The following is a 13,896-nucleotide window of genomic DNA, read 5'->3' as shown; positions in this document are numbered from 1 at the left end:
CGAACTCGAGGCGAATGCAACCGCGAGACAGACCGCACTCGACGCCCGCAGACGGTGTCGATTTCGCTGCGCGAGCGCGGCCAGACCACGCAGGATTTCGCCATCGGTATCGGCGTTTTCATCCTGGCGATCGCCTTCGTCTTCTCGTTTCTGCCGACGGTTCTGACGCCGTACGATTCGTCGGTCACCGGCGCGGAGACGGCACAGGCCGATCGACTCGCGGACCGTGCCGTCGAGGATCTCTCCGCGGCGTCCGACGAGCCGAACACGATCGACGGGACGCTCTTTCAGGACGCCTACGTCGAGGCCGACGACGATACCCTCGTCGAACGACTCGGCTATAGGGAGGTTGGCGACGGCGTCAGTGTTCGACTCGAGTATCTGAACGGCTCGACGATGGCCAATCAGACGGCGTGGGAAGCTGGATCGGTGTACGAGAATCAATCGGCGGCCAGTTCGGCACGGCTGGTTCGCGTTTCGGATCTCGGCGCGCTCGAGGAGACCGATCCACCGAACTGTGCACCGACGTGTCGACTCGTCGTGAGGACCTGGTGAGACTATGCGAGACAAAACACAATCCGACGCCGACCGCGGACAGGCCTACACCCTCGAGGGGTTCGTCTCGGCGATGATCGTTCTCATGGCCATCCTGTTTGCGATGCAGTCGGTCGTGATCGCCCCGACGACCGGTGGGCTCGCGGATCGGACGGTACAGGCACAACTCGAGCAGGAAGCACAGGATGCACTCGTTCTTGGTGCGACGGCAGACGAAGGCGAAAATCTGTCGACGCTCGTTCGGTACTGGAACGAGTCCGAAGGAACGTTCCACGGCGGAGTCGGTGCCGACGAGTACCACTACGAGGTAGCGAACGACAGCGAGTTCACCGAACAGTTCGCACTCGGTGAGATACTGTACGAACGGTATTCCGAGCGCGGACTGAGCTACAACGTCGAACTGATCTATCAGAACGAGAGCGGGGAGTTCGTCCATGATGTGGACAGGCCGCTGGTCAAGCAGGGGCAGTCGGGTGCGGTGACGGCGAGTTACACCGTGACGCTTTACGAGTCAGACAACTTGACCGCTGGCGAAGAAGAACGGCTCCGAGACGCTCACGGAGATGGAGACAACGACTATCCGATTCCGCCCGCGACCGGTGATCCGGCCGAGGGTGGCAGTGAGATCTACAACGTCGTGGAGGTGCGCGTTTCAGTATGGTAACTGATAGAACCCGTACCCGACGGACCGACTGCTCGAGCGAGGGCCGACCGGATCGCGGTCAGGTCATCCTCATCGGCGCGATCGCGCTCGCGTTCATTATTCTCGGCGTGGTCGTCGTCTTCAACGGCGTCCTCTACACCGAGACGCTCTCGTCGGCCGATACCGGACAGAGTGGGAGCGACGCAGAGGTGACCGAACTCGAGATCGAACAGGGAATCGGCTGTTTGCTGGAGCGACTCGAGGATGAGCACGAAGACAAAGAGGGGGACGTCAACAATACGATAATTAAACAAAATATCTCCTCGTTCGCCGAACACTACCGGAACGCGACGGCTCACTCGTCGCCAAAAGACATACACATCGAATACGTTGAGGAAGGGACTGAGAACGTCACGGTTTCCGTATCGTATACCTCGAGCGACCTCAACTACGATCGGGAGCTGACGATCGAACCGGGGTGTCCCGCGTGATTCGAACCCCCGACCACGAAACCGACCGCGGCCTCTCGGTCGCGCTCACACACTCCCTGACGATCGGCATCACGACGGTCCTCATCGCCATGCTCCTGATGACCGGCGGAACGATGCTCGACTCCGAGCGGGAGCGATCGACCGAGGTCGCACTCGAGACCGTCGGCGAACGGCTGGCGGGTGAGATCGATAACGTCGATCGGATCGCGAACGGCTCCGAAACCGCAGACGACGTCTCACTCGAGGTCGAACACCCGCGAACGATAACGAATTCGGGGTATACAGTCGTGTTACACGAGACCTGTTCGGACGACGAGGCGCCGCTGATCGACGACTCGACCTCGTGTCTCGAGCTCGCCTCGGATGGCGAGGACGTGACTGTGTACGTTCCATTCGAGACACACGAAGGGATCGACCCCGATGCGACGGCTGAAGGCGGCGTGATCGAGGTGTACCTCGAAGACGGTGCTATTAGTATCAGGGAGGCAGATCGATGATGAATCGAGACGACCCGGTAGAAGACAGGCCGCTCGGACCCGGTACCCGCGGAATCTCCGAGGTCGTCGCGTTCGTCTTGATCTTCGCGATCATCCTCGGCTCCGTCGGCTTCCTCTATACAACCGGCTTCGGCGCGATGAACAGCTACCAGGAGAACGAGCAACAGACGAACGCGGTTCGTGCGATGGAGTCGCTGACGGACAACTTCAACGACGTGATGCGGAGCGACGGCGTCAACGAACGCTACGGGGAGCTGACGCTGCGTGGTGGAACGATAACGACTGGTGACGGCGGGACAGAGATCACGGTCGACTTAGACGATACGGAGAATCCAGATCCGATCCAACTCGGTGAATTCGCGTACGAAGACGACGGCGAAATCGTCGCCTACGAAGGCGGTGCTCTCATCCGCGCCGACGATACGGGAAGCGTCCCCATCAGAGAGCCACAGTTCACCTGTCGGGACCGCGGTAGCGAGGGCGAAACGACAGCCGTCGTCTCGCTGGTCAGCGTCACCGGCGAGGAGCGGTCCTTCCAGAGCAGTTCCGGTACTGGTGTAACGATGTCGGTCGAGGAGTACGACACGACCGTCTACGACGAGCCGGGAGAAGTGACGATCACTGCCGATACTGATGACGACAACGAGTACGGAGTCGCGTGGGAGTCGATGCTCGGCGACGATGACGGATGGACCTGCGGCGAAGAGAGCGATGTCGACCGCCTCGTCCTGACCGTCGTGGACGTCGAAGTCACGCTCTGATCGACGTCCGATAGGTTTCGTTTCAGTGCCGGTTGCACGGACTCGAGTCCCCGACTCCCGTCGTCACCAGTCACCCGAGAGCATCGCCCGAAACCCAGCTCGAGCGACCAGCGCCTCGACGCGCTCGGCGTGGTCGGCGACGGTGCCGTCGGTCTCGAGGTAGAGACCGTTCGAGAGTTGCTGTGGGTTGCCCATCGGCGTGCCGTCGGGATGGGTCGGCGACTCGTTGAGGGCGGCTCGAGTCTCGGCGTCGTCGTCCGGGCTCCAGGGGACGGTGATACCGGAGAGACCGCGTTCGAAGAGGAACTCGGCGGCGCTGACGAGCGCCTGTGCTGACCGGGAGTGTCCCACCGCGCCGATCGAACCGCGGTCGTTGAAGACGCGGACGACGTACTCGCTGTCGTCGCTGTCGTCCGCTGTATCGGTTCGATCGGTCGACCCAGTGCGATCCGATTCGTCGGCTCCCTCGGCGTCTCCGCTCGCGTCCGGCGGCCGAGGGTGAGAGTGGTCGGACTGGGTACCGTCCGTCTTCTCCGGTGACACTGACGAATCGGATGCTGTCGAACCCGGCGACGAGGTGGTCTCACCATTCGGCTCAGTCGCCGTACCCGACGCTGACCCAGTGAACTCGTCGTCGGGGTCAGTTGCGGTGTCGCCGATCGAAGACTCGGAAAACTCGATCGAAATCTCCGTTTCCGCCGCCTCGAGTTCGCCGACCGGTTCGGTACGGTCGTCCGAAAAGGAGGCGACGAGTCGCTCGACGAATCGATCGGCGGCCGATTCGAACTCGGCTCGGTGGGCGTCGCCGCGGTCGGTGACGGCCGACAGTTCCGCGACGATCGCGTCGACGAGGGCGGTGCGTTCGATAGCGAGTTGGCGGGCGACGTACGGCCGAGCGTGACGCTCGAGGCGCTGGCCGACGGTCTCGCGCGTAAAGTGTGCGACGGCCGACTCGTGGGCTGTGAGTTCTGGAAGGTGACAGGCCAGGCGGTCGACGTCGGTGGTCCCGGCGAGCAAGAGGACGTCGCGGCCATCGGTGTAGATCGCTCGATCGACGCCCGTCCACGCCATCGTCTCGAGGAGGGAGACGGCCCGCGCTTTCGACAGCGACTCGCCGTAGCGCTCGACGGCGACGAACAGCGCGGGGACGCCGCCGACGGAACAGACGTACTCGAGGTCGGTGCCGTCGACGGTCGTATCGAGCAGACAGGCGTTTCCGTGGACATCCCAGCCGAGCGTCTCGAGGAGGGGGTCGACGAGCCAGGCGCGCGTCTCCCGGGGAGTCGCAGGCGGCGCGGCGTCGGTGAGCGTCCGCGCGCGCTCGACGAACGCGTCGAGATCGAATGTACTCATCGACTACTGGTTGTCGGCAGATCGGTATGTAAACTGGTGTTCGTTTCACCGCTCGGAATACGGGTGCGGTTACGGACAGTAACGATCGCTGGAGGACTACGATCGGTTCGATTTCGCAGCTGAGCTCGTCAAACTCGTCGTTTCGACGGCGTCGCGATGATAGATCCGCAGGCGGGCGTCTCGAACGGTAAAGGCGGACTTGAGATTCGGCGGAATCGTCTCGGCTTTCCCGATAACGAGATAGCCCTGTTGCTGGAGCGACTTCGCGATCGTTTCGAGCATCGATCGCTTGTACTCGTTGTCGATGTAGATAAACAGGTTCCGACAGATGACGAGGTCGAAACCGGTCTTCGGCTCGTCGTTGATCAGGTCGTGGCGCTCGAAGGAGACGTTCGATTGGACGGCGTCGTCGATCCGGAACGTCCGACCGTCCTGCTCGACGTACGCGTCGTACCGATCGAGAAAGGACAGTTGATCGGCGATATCGACCGTCCGCGACTCCTCGTAGACGCCGCTTCGGGCCGTTTCGAGTGCCGGTTCGCTGATGTCGGTTCCGAGTACCTGCACCGCGTCCGCATCGATCGCCGGATCGTCGTGGGCGAGCATCGCGACCGAGTAGGGCTCGCGGCCGTCGGCACAGGCGGCACTCCAGACGCGGACGGTGTCGTTGCTTTCGGAGAGCGATCGAAGGACCTCACGGATTCCGTCCCAGACGTCTGGGTTTCGGAAAAATCCCGTAACGTTGATACTCATCGCCTGCAGGAGCGCCTCCTGTTCGTCGGCGTCGGTTCGCAGCGTCTCGAAGTACGACGCGTACGTCTCGCAGTTCGTCCGTCGCATGCGAGAGGAGATGCGCCGATCGAGGTAGCTGTCGTTGTAGTGGCTCGTCGCGAACGCCAGTTCGTCCTCGACGAACGCGAGGAGGGCGTCGAAGTCGTCGTCATCGGTCACAGTTCTTTCACTCCGTGGTCTGCACTTTCATCTGCCGTTTTCACGACGAGCGTCCCCGTCCCCGGCGTAAACTCGACGGTACGACCGTGACTGCCGCCGACGTCCTCGGCGATCAGCGGGACGCCGAGTTTCTCGAGTTCATCTTTCGCGGCGGCGATGTTGCGCTGGCCGACGCCGTCGCCGAAACTCTCGAACTCGAACATATCGCTGCCGCCGGCGATCTTCGCTTCGACGGTCGTGTAGCTGGCACCCTGCTCGACCATCCGCCGGAGTAGCGCACGAATTGCCGTATCGGCGTACTTTCCGGGTTTTCGGTCGCTGTTGTCGACGGCGTCACCGTCGGGGAGCATGATGTGGGCCAATCCGCCGATATCGCTGTCCGGATCGTAGAGGGCGATCGCGAGACACGATCCCAGCCCGTATGACTTGAGTGTATCGTCGCCGTCGCTGACGACCAGCTCGGAGATGCCGACCTGGACTGGCGACGGCGCGCCCGGTTCGCTTCCGTACGTTTTCATGTGTTGTTGACTTCCTGGAACTCCGCCGTCGTCGGCGTCTCTTCGATTCGGTCGACGTCGAGATCGTTCAGCGCGCGCTCGAGATCGGATTCGTCGGGGATCGCATAGATCTCGCAGTCGAACTCCCGGCCGTCGGCGACGACGACGGTGTCGAAGACGAAGGCGAACTCCTGGTTCTCGCCGAGTTGAATGATCACGGGATCGACCGCCGCAGCGCCCATGTCGTGGATGAACTCCGGCGTCGAGTGATCGATCGTCGTGTCGAGGACGTTCGCCCAGCCGTCGAGGAAGCCACTGGCCATGATGTTGCCGAGCTCTTTGATCGCACTCGTCCCCATCTCGCCGAAGCCGTCCTCGTCGACCTCCATGGGAACCATCGCGTCGACGATCTCGTGAGCGGAGTCCTCGTCGAACAGGAAGAGGAGATAACCGCTTGGCATGCCGTCGAACTCGAAGGCGACGCCGACGAGTTTCTCGTCGGCCACCTGCTCGGGGATCGCCTCGAGCGAGACGAAGTTCAGCCGGCGGATCTCGACGCTGGTGTCGATGCCGGTCAGCGTCGTCGCCGTCTTGGCGACCTCTTCGGCGCCGCGTTCGGCCATCCGATCGAAGCCGTCGAGTTTGTCGTACTCGATGCCGCCGCTGGTCCGCAGGCGATCGAGCAGCGACGCCATCGATTCTCGTTTCGGGAACAGGTAGTGGTTGAAGCCGACCTCGGCGCCGACGGTCTCGATTCGACTCTGGAAGAGCAAGGCGAGGTCGTCGGTTTCTGGGGCACTGTCGACGTCGCCGAAGAACGGCTCGGCGGTTTCCCCCTGAACGAATTCGGGCGTCGAAACGTCGATTACCGTTTCCAGAACGTCGGCCCAGCCGTCGATGAAGCCGCTGTTCATGATGTGGCCAACCTCGGTCACGGCGCTTTCGGTCATCTCATCGAACTCGCCGCCGGCGACGTCGATCGGCTCGTTGGATTCGGATCGAAGCGTCTCGACGGTTCGAAGGGCGTTCTCGCGGTCGAAAACGATCATCGAGTAGCCTTCGATGGCGCCGGTCAGGTTGACGCGGACGCCGATTTTCTCCCTCGAGTCTTCGAAATCGCGTTCGATCTCGCGGCCGCGCATGAAGTTGAGTTTCGTGACGCCGACTTGCGTCTCGACGCCAGTCATGTGTGTCAGTCGACCCGCGGCGAGTCCGGCGCCCTCTCGGGCCATTCGATAGAACGTCCCGAGCGCGTTGACGTCGAGTTTCATGCGTGTTGGACGTCGATGCCGTTGACCATCTCGACGAACTCCTCCAGATCCGGGAAGGCGTAGATCTCGGCTTCGATCTGGTAGCTCGGGACGGTCAGGTCCGAGTCGAAGAACAGCGCGAGGTCGTCGCCGCCGAGTCCGGCCGTCCGGGTGACGATCTCCCCTGTCGGGGCGTAGACCAGCTGCGGCGCCGCGATGTCGATCGCACGGCCGAGCACGTCGGCCCAGCCGTCGATGAAGCCGCTTGCCATCATGTTCCCCATCTCCTCGACGGCGCTTCTGGCCATCTTGCCCGAAACGTCGGACATGTCGTCGACGACGTCGCGAAGCATGATCGCCGTGATCTTTTTCGCGCTCGCCTCGGGGAAGAGGATGAGGATATGGCCGTGGGGCGGATCGAGCAGTCGGACGCGAACGCCGACGCGCTTGCCCGAATCGAGCTGGGAGCCGATGTCGTCGACGTCGATGAAGTTCGTCTTCGTCACCTCCATCTGGGCGTCCTCGCCGGTGAGTTTCCCCATGTTGTCGGCGACGCCGTTCGTCCCGACTTTCGCCATCTCGTTGATAAAGCTCAGCTTTCGAATATCGACCATTAGCGTCATTGGTTCCTCCGTGAGTCTGACTGTGGATGAGTGAGTGCTGTCATAGTGTGTTCACGTCTAGAATGTTGACTACCTCCCCTCGCCCCCGTACCGTCGCACCGCTGAGTCCCGGAATGTCGCCCATGAAGCCTTCGAACGGCTTGACGACGACTTCCTGTTGGCCGTGGACGTGATCGCAGTGGAGCGCGACGGGTCTGACCTCGTCGCGGATCCGGACGAGCATCCCGTCGCCGTTGACACCCGACCGTGGCGTCTCGAGGACCTCGTCGAGTCGGATCACCGACTCCGGATCGACGACGGTCGATCCGCCGTCGCTGGCCTCGAGTGCGCTCGCCGGTTCGATGTCCTGGACGGCCTTCGTCGGCACGCCGAACTCCTCGCCGCCGCACTCGACGAACAGGATGTCGTCGATAGCGACGGAAACGGGCAGCGTCATCGTCACCGACGTTCCCTCGCCGGGGTCGCTGTCGATCGAAACCGTCCCCTCGAGGTCGTCGACCGTTCGCTTGACGACGTCCATCCCGACGCCGCGGCCGCTGACATCGGTCACTTCGTCGGCCGTCGAGAGACCGGGGTGGAAGATGAGGTCGTAGGCCTCGTCGTCCGGGAGCGCAGCGGCCTCGTCTTCGGTGAGGACGTCGGCGGCGACGGCTTCGGACCGGAGCCGATCGGGATCGAGGCCGCTGCCGTCGTCTTCGACCGTGATGGTTACGCGGTCCCGCGACCGTTCGGCGCGGACCTCGACGGATCCGTCGGCGGGTTTGTCCGTTTGCGCTCGCTCCTCGGGCGGTTCGATACCGTGATCGACGGCGTTTCGAACCAGGTGAATCAGCGGATCGCCGATGCGGTCGAGGATGCTCCGGTCGAGTTCGATCTCTTCGCCGGTGATCTCGAAGGCAACGTCCTTGTCCTGTTCGCGAGCGATGTCGCGGACGACCCGCGGTAGCCGGTTCGTCACCGTCTGCAACGGCACGAGCCGGATGTCCATCACCGTCTCCTGAAGGTCCGTCGTCAGATCCTCCAGATCGTCGAGTTCCGTCTCGAGGGGGGCGTCATCGCCGTCGCGTTCGGTCACCGCGTGGCGGAGCCGAACGCGGGTCGTGACGAGCCCTTCGACGAGGGTGAGCAGCGAGTCGATCTGGTCGACGTCGACCCGAACCGACTGCACCTCGTCGCTTCGCTGGTTCGCGTCCGGCCGGTCGGGCCCGTCCGGAATCGTCAGCTCCGGCGTGCCGAGGGCGGGTTCGTCGACGCGGGTGGTGACCGTGTCGGCGTCGGCGCCGGCCTCGGTATCGTCACCGCCCTCGAGCGTCGAATCCGCGCCGAACGCGTCCGTCGCGCTTTCTGCGGTCTCCGACGTCTCGACGCCACCGCCGAACTCGTCGAAACCAGTGTCACCGAGTCCGGTACCGAAGTCGGCCTCGAAGTCGTCCGCAAGCGCATCGTCGAACTCGTCGTCACCGAATACGTCGTCTGCAACGTCGATACCGAACTCGTCGTCGAGGTCCTCGAACGCGTCGTCCTCGAGTCCATCGTCGAAGCCGTCGTCTGCGAACTCGTCGGCGGACATCTCACCGCTATCGTCCGTAAACTCGTCGTCGAAGGCTGCTTCGAACGCGGAATCGGCGTCAGTCTCGTCGTCGAGTTCCGCACTCGCGGATTCGTCGAACTCTGCGTCGCCGAACGGATCGGCGGTCTCGTCGAAGGCACCGGCCGCGGATTCGTCGTCGGATACGTCCGTCTCCGTGGTCGAATCTGCAGCAGAGAACGCGTCACCGGCCTCGTCACTGACGTTTCCTTCGTCATTCGTCGTGAACTCGTCTTCGAAGGCCGCCTCGAAGTCGGTCGCGGGATCGCTCTCTTCCGTCGAGTCGGTCGCTTCGGCAGCCGAGACCGATGGATCGTCGGCCGGGGTCGTCCGTTCGTCTCCGCCGTGCGCTTCGTGTTCCGCTTTGCCGTGCGCTTCGTCTGCTGCGTCGACTGCCGACGAGCTGACCGCGTCATCATCCGCTGGCGAGTCGTCGCTCGCCCCGGGTTCGTCGCCGAACCGGTCGCCGGCCGGCTGTGCGTCGTCGGACGCGTCGCCTGCGGCCGTCGCTTCGCTCGTGTCGTCGCTGTCGACGGAGTCGGCGACGGAAGATTCGTCCGTCAGTAACTCGTCGTCGTCCTCGGCAGTCGGTTCGTCGACCAGCAACTCGTCGAGTTCGTCGTCGGTCGGCTCCGCCCCCTCGAGGAACGAGTCGTCGTCGACGTCGACGTCGTCGCCGATGAGTTCGTCCATGCCGACCTCGTCGTCGCTGTCGAACTCGTCGAACTCGAGGTCGTCGAGTTCGTCCTGTAACTCGTCGAAACCGACCATCTCGACTTCGTCTTTGAGTTCGTCGAAGACGGCGCTGGCGTCCTCGACGTCGTCGCTGGCGTCGGTGTCGGCGTCGGTTCCGGTCCCGGTTTCGGTATCAGAACCGGAACTGTCGGATCGATCGGCCACCTCGTCGCCAGCAACCGCGGACGACGCCGGCACACTCGAGTCGGCGGCGTCGCCCTCGTGGTCGTCGCCGTTCGGAGCAGCCGACTCGTCGAGTACCGGATCGACGTCCATCTCGTCGCCCTCGAGGAGGTCGTCGAACGCGCCGGCTTCCCCCATCTCGTCGAATGGCTCGAGGTCGTCGTCGTCGAGGTCCTCGACCATGCCGTCGAGGTCGTCGAACTCGTCGAACTCGTCGAGCAGGTCGTCGACCTCGAGGTCGGCGGCGTCCTCGCTCGAGAGTCCGTCGTCGGCTGTCGCGTCTCCGGTGGCGTCCGGATCCGTTTCGGCCTCTGTGTCCACGTCCGCCTCAGCCTCCGTCTGGGCCTGGGCGAGCGCCGCGAACCGGTCGGAGACGGTAACGAGTTCGAAGTCGGCGACCTCTTCGACCGGCTCGAGTCCGGACGTGATCGCCGTCTCACCGACGGCGCTTCCGAAGACGGCGTCGAACCGACCGTCGTACTCCCCGGCTTCGATCGCGTCGCGAGGCGGGTCGGTGCCGATCAGGTCGAACGCGTCGACCAGCGCGTCGACGACGGCCGAGCCGTGGTTGACGCCGGTTTCGTCGGCAACGGCGAGTCTGACCAGATAGGCCTCGTGGTCGTCGTCAGCCGGCGGCTCGAACTGCTCGACGACGGCGTCGATTTCGTCGGTCGACGGCGCGGCGACCGTCGTCGACCCGCCGACGTCTCCGGATTCGTCCTCAAGGTGCCCGCGAAGGGCCGCGATCGTCGCCGACGGATCGGTCTCGATGTCGCCGGTCGTCGCGATCTCGTCGACCATCGTCTCGAGTTCGTCGACAGCGTCGAAAATCGAGTCCATTAGCTCCGGCGTTACGTCGAGATCGCCGCTCCGGACGGCGTCGAGGAGGTCCTCGATCGCGTGTGCGAGGTCGCTCGCTGACTCGAGTCCCATCGCTCCGCAGTTCCCCTTGAGCGTGTGTGCGACGCGGAAGATGTTTTCCATTGCCTCGTCGTCGGTCGGCTTACGCTCTAAGGTGAGCAACGCGTTGTTCAGTTCCGTAATGCGTTCTTCGCTCTCCTGAACGAAGTCGGTTACATACTCAGTCATCTGTCTCACCGTCCGTCTCGAACGCGTCGACGATCGCTTCGACGAGTCCCGTTGCGGGTGCGACGACGTCGACGCAACCGGTTTGAATCGCCTGACAGGGGATGCCAAAGACCGGACTCGTCGCTTCGTCCTGTGCGACGGTGTGGCCGCCGGCAGTTTTGATCGCCTCGATCCCGACCGCGCCGTCGCGGCCCATACCCGTCAACACGACGCCACAGAGCGGGTCGTCGACCCGCCGGGCGGCCGTCTCCATCGTCACGTCGATCGCCGGTCGGACGCCGTGGCGCCGCTCGCCGTCGTCGAGGCGAACGCGCACGCGACCGTTGACGTTGTTCGCGATTTCGAGGTGGGCGTCGCCCGGTGCGACGACCGCTTCGCCGGGGTGAACCGACTCGCCGTCGGTCGCCTCGGCGACGTCGTACTCGCTTCGCTCGTCGAGTCGATCCGCAAAGCGACTCGTAAAGCCCGCGGGCATGTGCTGGACGACGAAGAGCTTCGCCCCGAGCTCGCGGGGAAGCCGCTCGAAGAGCCGTTCGACGATCTTCGGACCGCCGGTCGAGGCGCCGATGATGACGGTGGGGTTTGCCGCGCACTCGGCGGTCAACTCGACCTCGCTCGAGGCGCGGTCATCGGTCGCCGGGGAACGGGGTTCCGTTCCGACGCTCGACGCCGACCCACCGTGGCGCGTACGCGTGTCTCCAGTGGCCGATCCGTGACCGGCACCGGCACCGGATCCGGCTCGCGGCCCGGTTTCGCTCGCAGCGCCCGCGACCGCCCGATCGGTGGTTGCGTCGATTGTATCGCCGTTCGACCGCGTCGCGTACGCCGACGCTGAGGCGCGTGCGAGCGCGATCGACGAGATATCCGCATCGGCGAGCTCGTCGACCCGGTCGACGACCTCGTGGCTGAGGTCGGCCACGGTCCGGGAATCAGCGCCGTCGGGCTTGTGGAGGACGTCGACGGCACCCCGTTCGAGGGCATCGAGCGTCGCCTCGGCGCCGTCTTCCGTGTGGACGCTCAGCATGAGGATCAGCGTCGGATTCGTTGCCATGATACGTTCGACGGCATCGATACCGCCGAGTTCGGGCATTTCGACGTCCATCGTGACGACGTCGGGATCGTACGCTGCGACGGCGTCGATCGCTTCCGAGCCGTTCGTTGCCGTTTCGACGTCGTAGCCGGCGTCGCTGAGTGCGTTACCGACGACTGTCCGCATAAACTGCGAGTCGTCGACAACGAGTACTCGCGTCATGCCGCGGCGACGTCGGTGAGGGCCTTTCTGACGCTGGGTTCTTCGAACGGCTTCGTCACGTAGCCGTCAGCACCAGCCTTCACGGCGAGTTTCATCTTCTCACGCTGTCCGACGCTCGTACACATGATGACGCGTGCGTCCGGATCGATCTTCTTGATCGCCGCGGTCGCCTTGATGCCGTTGCATTTGGGCATCACGATGTCCATCATGACGATGTCGGGGTCGTGTTCTTTGTACAGTTTGACTGCTTCGGCGCCGTTGGACGCCTCTCCCAGGATGCGGTACTCCTGTTCCAAAATCTGGCGCAGTAAGTTCCGCATAAAATGAGAGTCGTCCACGATGAGCACCCCTGTCGACATTCAGTAGTACACCAACCGCTGATAGAAATACTACTACCATAAATGCTGTCTCTCGGTTATCAGTTGTGATAAATGACGTTTTCCGGACGGAAACCCCGGTCAGGAGACGCGTTCCGGATCGGGCGACACGGCGGCTCAGACGGGCTGTTCTCGATGTCCCGAAGCGAGGAGCAGCCGTTCGACGTTCAACAGCGGCGTCGCTTCGACGACGACCGTTCGCGTCGCGCCGCCGACCGCCTCGGTCGGCTCCAACTCGCCTGCGACCGCCCTGTCGTCTTCCGCCTCGAGCGGATGCGCCGATTCGTCGTCGACCGTCAGCGATCCCGTACCTATATCGACACCGGCACCCACACCAGTCCCCGAAACGCGGTCTGCGTCGCCGTCGGCGGGTTCGATACTCACGTCGGTCGCCCCGCCGACCGGCGCCGCGTGGCTCGAGACGCCCGTCTCGGCGTCGGGCTGGCGCTCGTGCGCTTGCTCGATGAGGGCGTCGACGAGCGGATGCTCGAGCGAGTCCCCGGAAAGCGGGCTGTCCTCGACGGTCGACTCGTCGTGAACGTCGCTCACCGGAACCGTCTCCACGCCGATGACGTCGTCGGCGCGGATCGCCGCGGACTGTTCGTCCGCCGGCCGATCGAGCACCAGCAGTCGCTCGCGACCCGAGCTGTCGGCCGCCTCGTCGGCCTCGATCTCGGGGAAATGGACGCGCGGCTCGACGACGGCGGTGATCTCGCCCCGAAGGTCGATCATGCCCGCGATGGCGTTCGGCGTCCGCGGGACGCGAGTCATCTCGTCCGGCACTTCCGCGAGCGTTCGAACGGCCGCAATCGGCAGGGCGAGACGGTGATCACCGAGCTGGAAGAAGACGAACTGCTCGAGTTCCTCCTGGTCGTCGTCCGAATCGTCGCCGGCTTCGTCCGTTCGGTCGTCGGCGCCGTCGATGTCGATCCCGAGGAGCTTTTCAGAGAGGTCCGGGGCCATGTTCTCAGTCGTGTATCACAGCCCATCACTAAAACGTTGACTCCGGTGACTGTCTCTAACACGTGAGTAACTCGCCGACCGACGGCGC

The 13,896-nt window shown here is 63.8% G+C and carries 14 protein-coding genes; 5 read left to right on the top strand and 9 right to left on the bottom strand.

Going from position 1 to position 13,896, the window contains the following annotated elements:
• The first annotated feature begins 54 nt into the window (after positions 1-54).
• From C493_RS03540 to C493_RS03520, 5 genes are read left to right on the top strand one after another with little or no spacing between them, the layout of a single operon-like run.
• Positions 55-555: a DUF7287 family protein gene (locus C493_RS03540; protein ID WP_007258030.1), complete on the top strand. Its 501-nt coding sequence runs from the start codon at positions 55-57 to the stop codon at positions 553-555.
• Positions 556-559: 4 nt separating this feature from the next.
• Positions 560-1,219, top strand: a complete 660-nt coding sequence (locus C493_RS03535) for a DUF7288 family protein (protein ID WP_007258029.1) — start codon at positions 560-562, stop codon at positions 1,217-1,219.
• Complete coding sequence (locus C493_RS03530) at positions 1,213-1,689, top strand: hypothetical protein (RefSeq protein ID WP_007258028.1); 477 nt, start codon at positions 1,213-1,215, stop codon at positions 1,687-1,689. The genes C493_RS03535 and C493_RS03530 overlap by 7 nt, the downstream gene beginning before the upstream one ends.
• A complete protein-coding gene (locus C493_RS03525) occupies positions 1,686-2,186 on the top strand; it encodes a DUF7266 family protein (protein ID WP_007258027.1) in 501 nt (166 codons plus the stop codon). Before C493_RS03530 ends, C493_RS03525 begins: the two co-directional genes overlap by 4 nt.
• A complete protein-coding gene (locus C493_RS03520) occupies positions 2,186-2,947 on the top strand; it encodes a type IV pilus modification PilV family protein (protein ID WP_007258026.1) in 762 nt (253 codons plus the stop codon). Before C493_RS03525 ends, C493_RS03520 begins: the two co-directional genes overlap by 1 nt.
• A gap of 63 nt (positions 2,948-3,010) precedes the next feature.
• Here C493_RS03520 and C493_RS03515 read toward each other — a convergent pair whose 3' ends face one another.
• The 9 genes from C493_RS03515 to C493_RS03475 all read right to left on the bottom strand — a co-directional run bounded on the left by C493_RS03515 (position 3,011) and on the right by C493_RS03475 (position 13,808).
• Positions 3,011-4,300 (bottom strand): hypothetical protein, encoded by a 1,290-nt coding sequence (locus tag C493_RS03515; protein ID WP_007258025.1) that lies wholly within the window; start codon positions 4,298-4,300, stop codon positions 3,011-3,013.
• A 96-nt stretch (positions 4,301-4,396) separates the two neighbouring features.
• The gene (locus C493_RS03510; RefSeq protein WP_007258024.1) at positions 4,397-5,251 is read right to left on the bottom strand and encodes a CheR family methyltransferase; all 855 of its coding nucleotides are present in this window, start codon (positions 5,249-5,251) and stop codon (positions 4,397-4,399) included.
• Positions 5,248-5,769 carry a chemotaxis protein CheD gene (locus C493_RS03505; protein ID WP_007258023.1) on the bottom strand — a complete coding sequence of 174 codons (522 nt, stop codon included), beginning with the start codon at positions 5,767-5,769 and terminating at the stop codon, positions 5,248-5,250. Before C493_RS03505 ends, C493_RS03510 begins: the two co-directional genes overlap by 4 nt.
• The gene (locus C493_RS03500; RefSeq protein WP_007258022.1) at positions 5,766-7,019 is read right to left on the bottom strand and encodes a chemotaxis protein CheC; all 1,254 of its coding nucleotides are present in this window, start codon (positions 7,017-7,019) and stop codon (positions 5,766-5,768) included. The genes C493_RS03505 and C493_RS03500 overlap by 4 nt, the downstream gene beginning before the upstream one ends.
• Positions 7,016-7,621, bottom strand: coding sequence for a chemotaxis protein CheC (locus C493_RS03495; protein WP_049889107.1), 606 nt, complete (start codon positions 7,619-7,621; stop codon positions 7,016-7,018). Before C493_RS03495 ends, C493_RS03500 begins: the two co-directional genes overlap by 4 nt.
• Before the next feature lie 40 nt (positions 7,622-7,661).
• Positions 7,662-11,216 (bottom strand): Hpt domain-containing protein, encoded by a 3,555-nt coding sequence (locus C493_RS03490; RefSeq protein ID WP_007258020.1) that lies wholly within the window; start codon positions 11,214-11,216, stop codon positions 7,662-7,664.
• Entirely contained in the window at positions 11,209-12,468 is a 1,260-nt protein-coding gene (gene cheB / locus C493_RS03485; protein ID WP_007258019.1) for a chemotaxis-specific protein-glutamate methyltransferase CheB, read from the bottom strand. The genes C493_RS03490 and cheB overlap by 8 nt, the downstream gene beginning before the upstream one ends.
• Positions 12,465-12,827, bottom strand: coding sequence for a chemotaxis protein CheY (gene cheY, locus C493_RS03480; RefSeq protein WP_007258018.1), 363 nt, complete (start codon positions 12,825-12,827; stop codon positions 12,465-12,467). The genes cheB and cheY overlap by 4 nt, the downstream gene beginning before the upstream one ends.
• Positions 12,828-12,962: 135 nt before the next feature.
• Entirely contained in the window at positions 12,963-13,808 is an 846-nt protein-coding gene (locus C493_RS03475) for a chemotaxis protein CheW (protein WP_007258017.1), read from the bottom strand.
• Positions 13,809-13,896: the final 88 nt, after the last annotated feature.

Origin of the sequence: Natronolimnohabitans innermongolicus JCM 12255, assembly GCF_000337215.1 — an archaeon.
Classification (GTDB): domain Archaea; phylum Halobacteriota; class Halobacteria; order Halobacteriales; family Natrialbaceae; genus Natronolimnohabitans; species Natronolimnohabitans innermongolicus.
This window is presented reverse-complemented; position numbering and strand designations above follow the sequence as displayed.

Excerpts from the sequence above, each read along its gene's own strand:
- C493_RS03535 (WP_007258029.1), top strand. The coding sequence starts at position 560 with ATGCGAGACAAAACACAATCCGACGCCGACCGCGGACAGGCCTACACC.
- C493_RS03530 (WP_007258028.1), top strand. The coding sequence starts at position 1,213 with ATGGTAACTGATAGAACCCGTACCCGACGGACCGACTGCTCGAGCGAG.
- C493_RS03520 (WP_007258026.1), top strand. The coding sequence starts at position 2,186 with ATGAATCGAGACGACCCGGTAGAAGACAGGCCGCTCGGACCCGGTACC.
- C493_RS03515 (WP_007258025.1), bottom strand. The coding sequence starts at position 4,300 with ATGAGTACATTCGATCTCGACGCGTTCGTCGAGCGCGCGCGGACGCTC.
- C493_RS03505 (WP_007258023.1), bottom strand. The coding sequence starts at position 5,769 with ATGAAAACGTACGGAAGCGAACCGGGCGCGCCGTCGCCAGTCCAGGTC.
- C493_RS03500 (WP_007258022.1), bottom strand. The coding sequence starts at position 7,019 with ATGAAACTCGACGTCAACGCGCTCGGGACGTTCTATCGAATGGCCCGA.
- C493_RS03495 (WP_049889107.1), bottom strand. The coding sequence starts at position 7,621 with ATGACGCTAATGGTCGATATTCGAAAGCTGAGCTTTATCAACGAGATG.
- C493_RS03490 (WP_007258020.1), bottom strand. The coding sequence starts at position 11,216 with ATGACTGAGTATGTAACCGACTTCGTTCAGGAGAGCGAAGAACGCATT.
- cheB (WP_007258019.1), bottom strand. The coding sequence starts at position 12,468 with ATGACGCGAGTACTCGTTGTCGACGACTCGCAGTTTATGCGGACAGTC.
- cheY (WP_007258018.1), bottom strand. The coding sequence starts at position 12,827 with ATGTCGACAGGGGTGCTCATCGTGGACGACTCTCATTTTATGCGGAAC.
- C493_RS03475 (WP_007258017.1), bottom strand. The coding sequence starts at position 13,808 with ATGGCCCCGGACCTCTCTGAAAAGCTCCTCGGGATCGACATCGACGGC.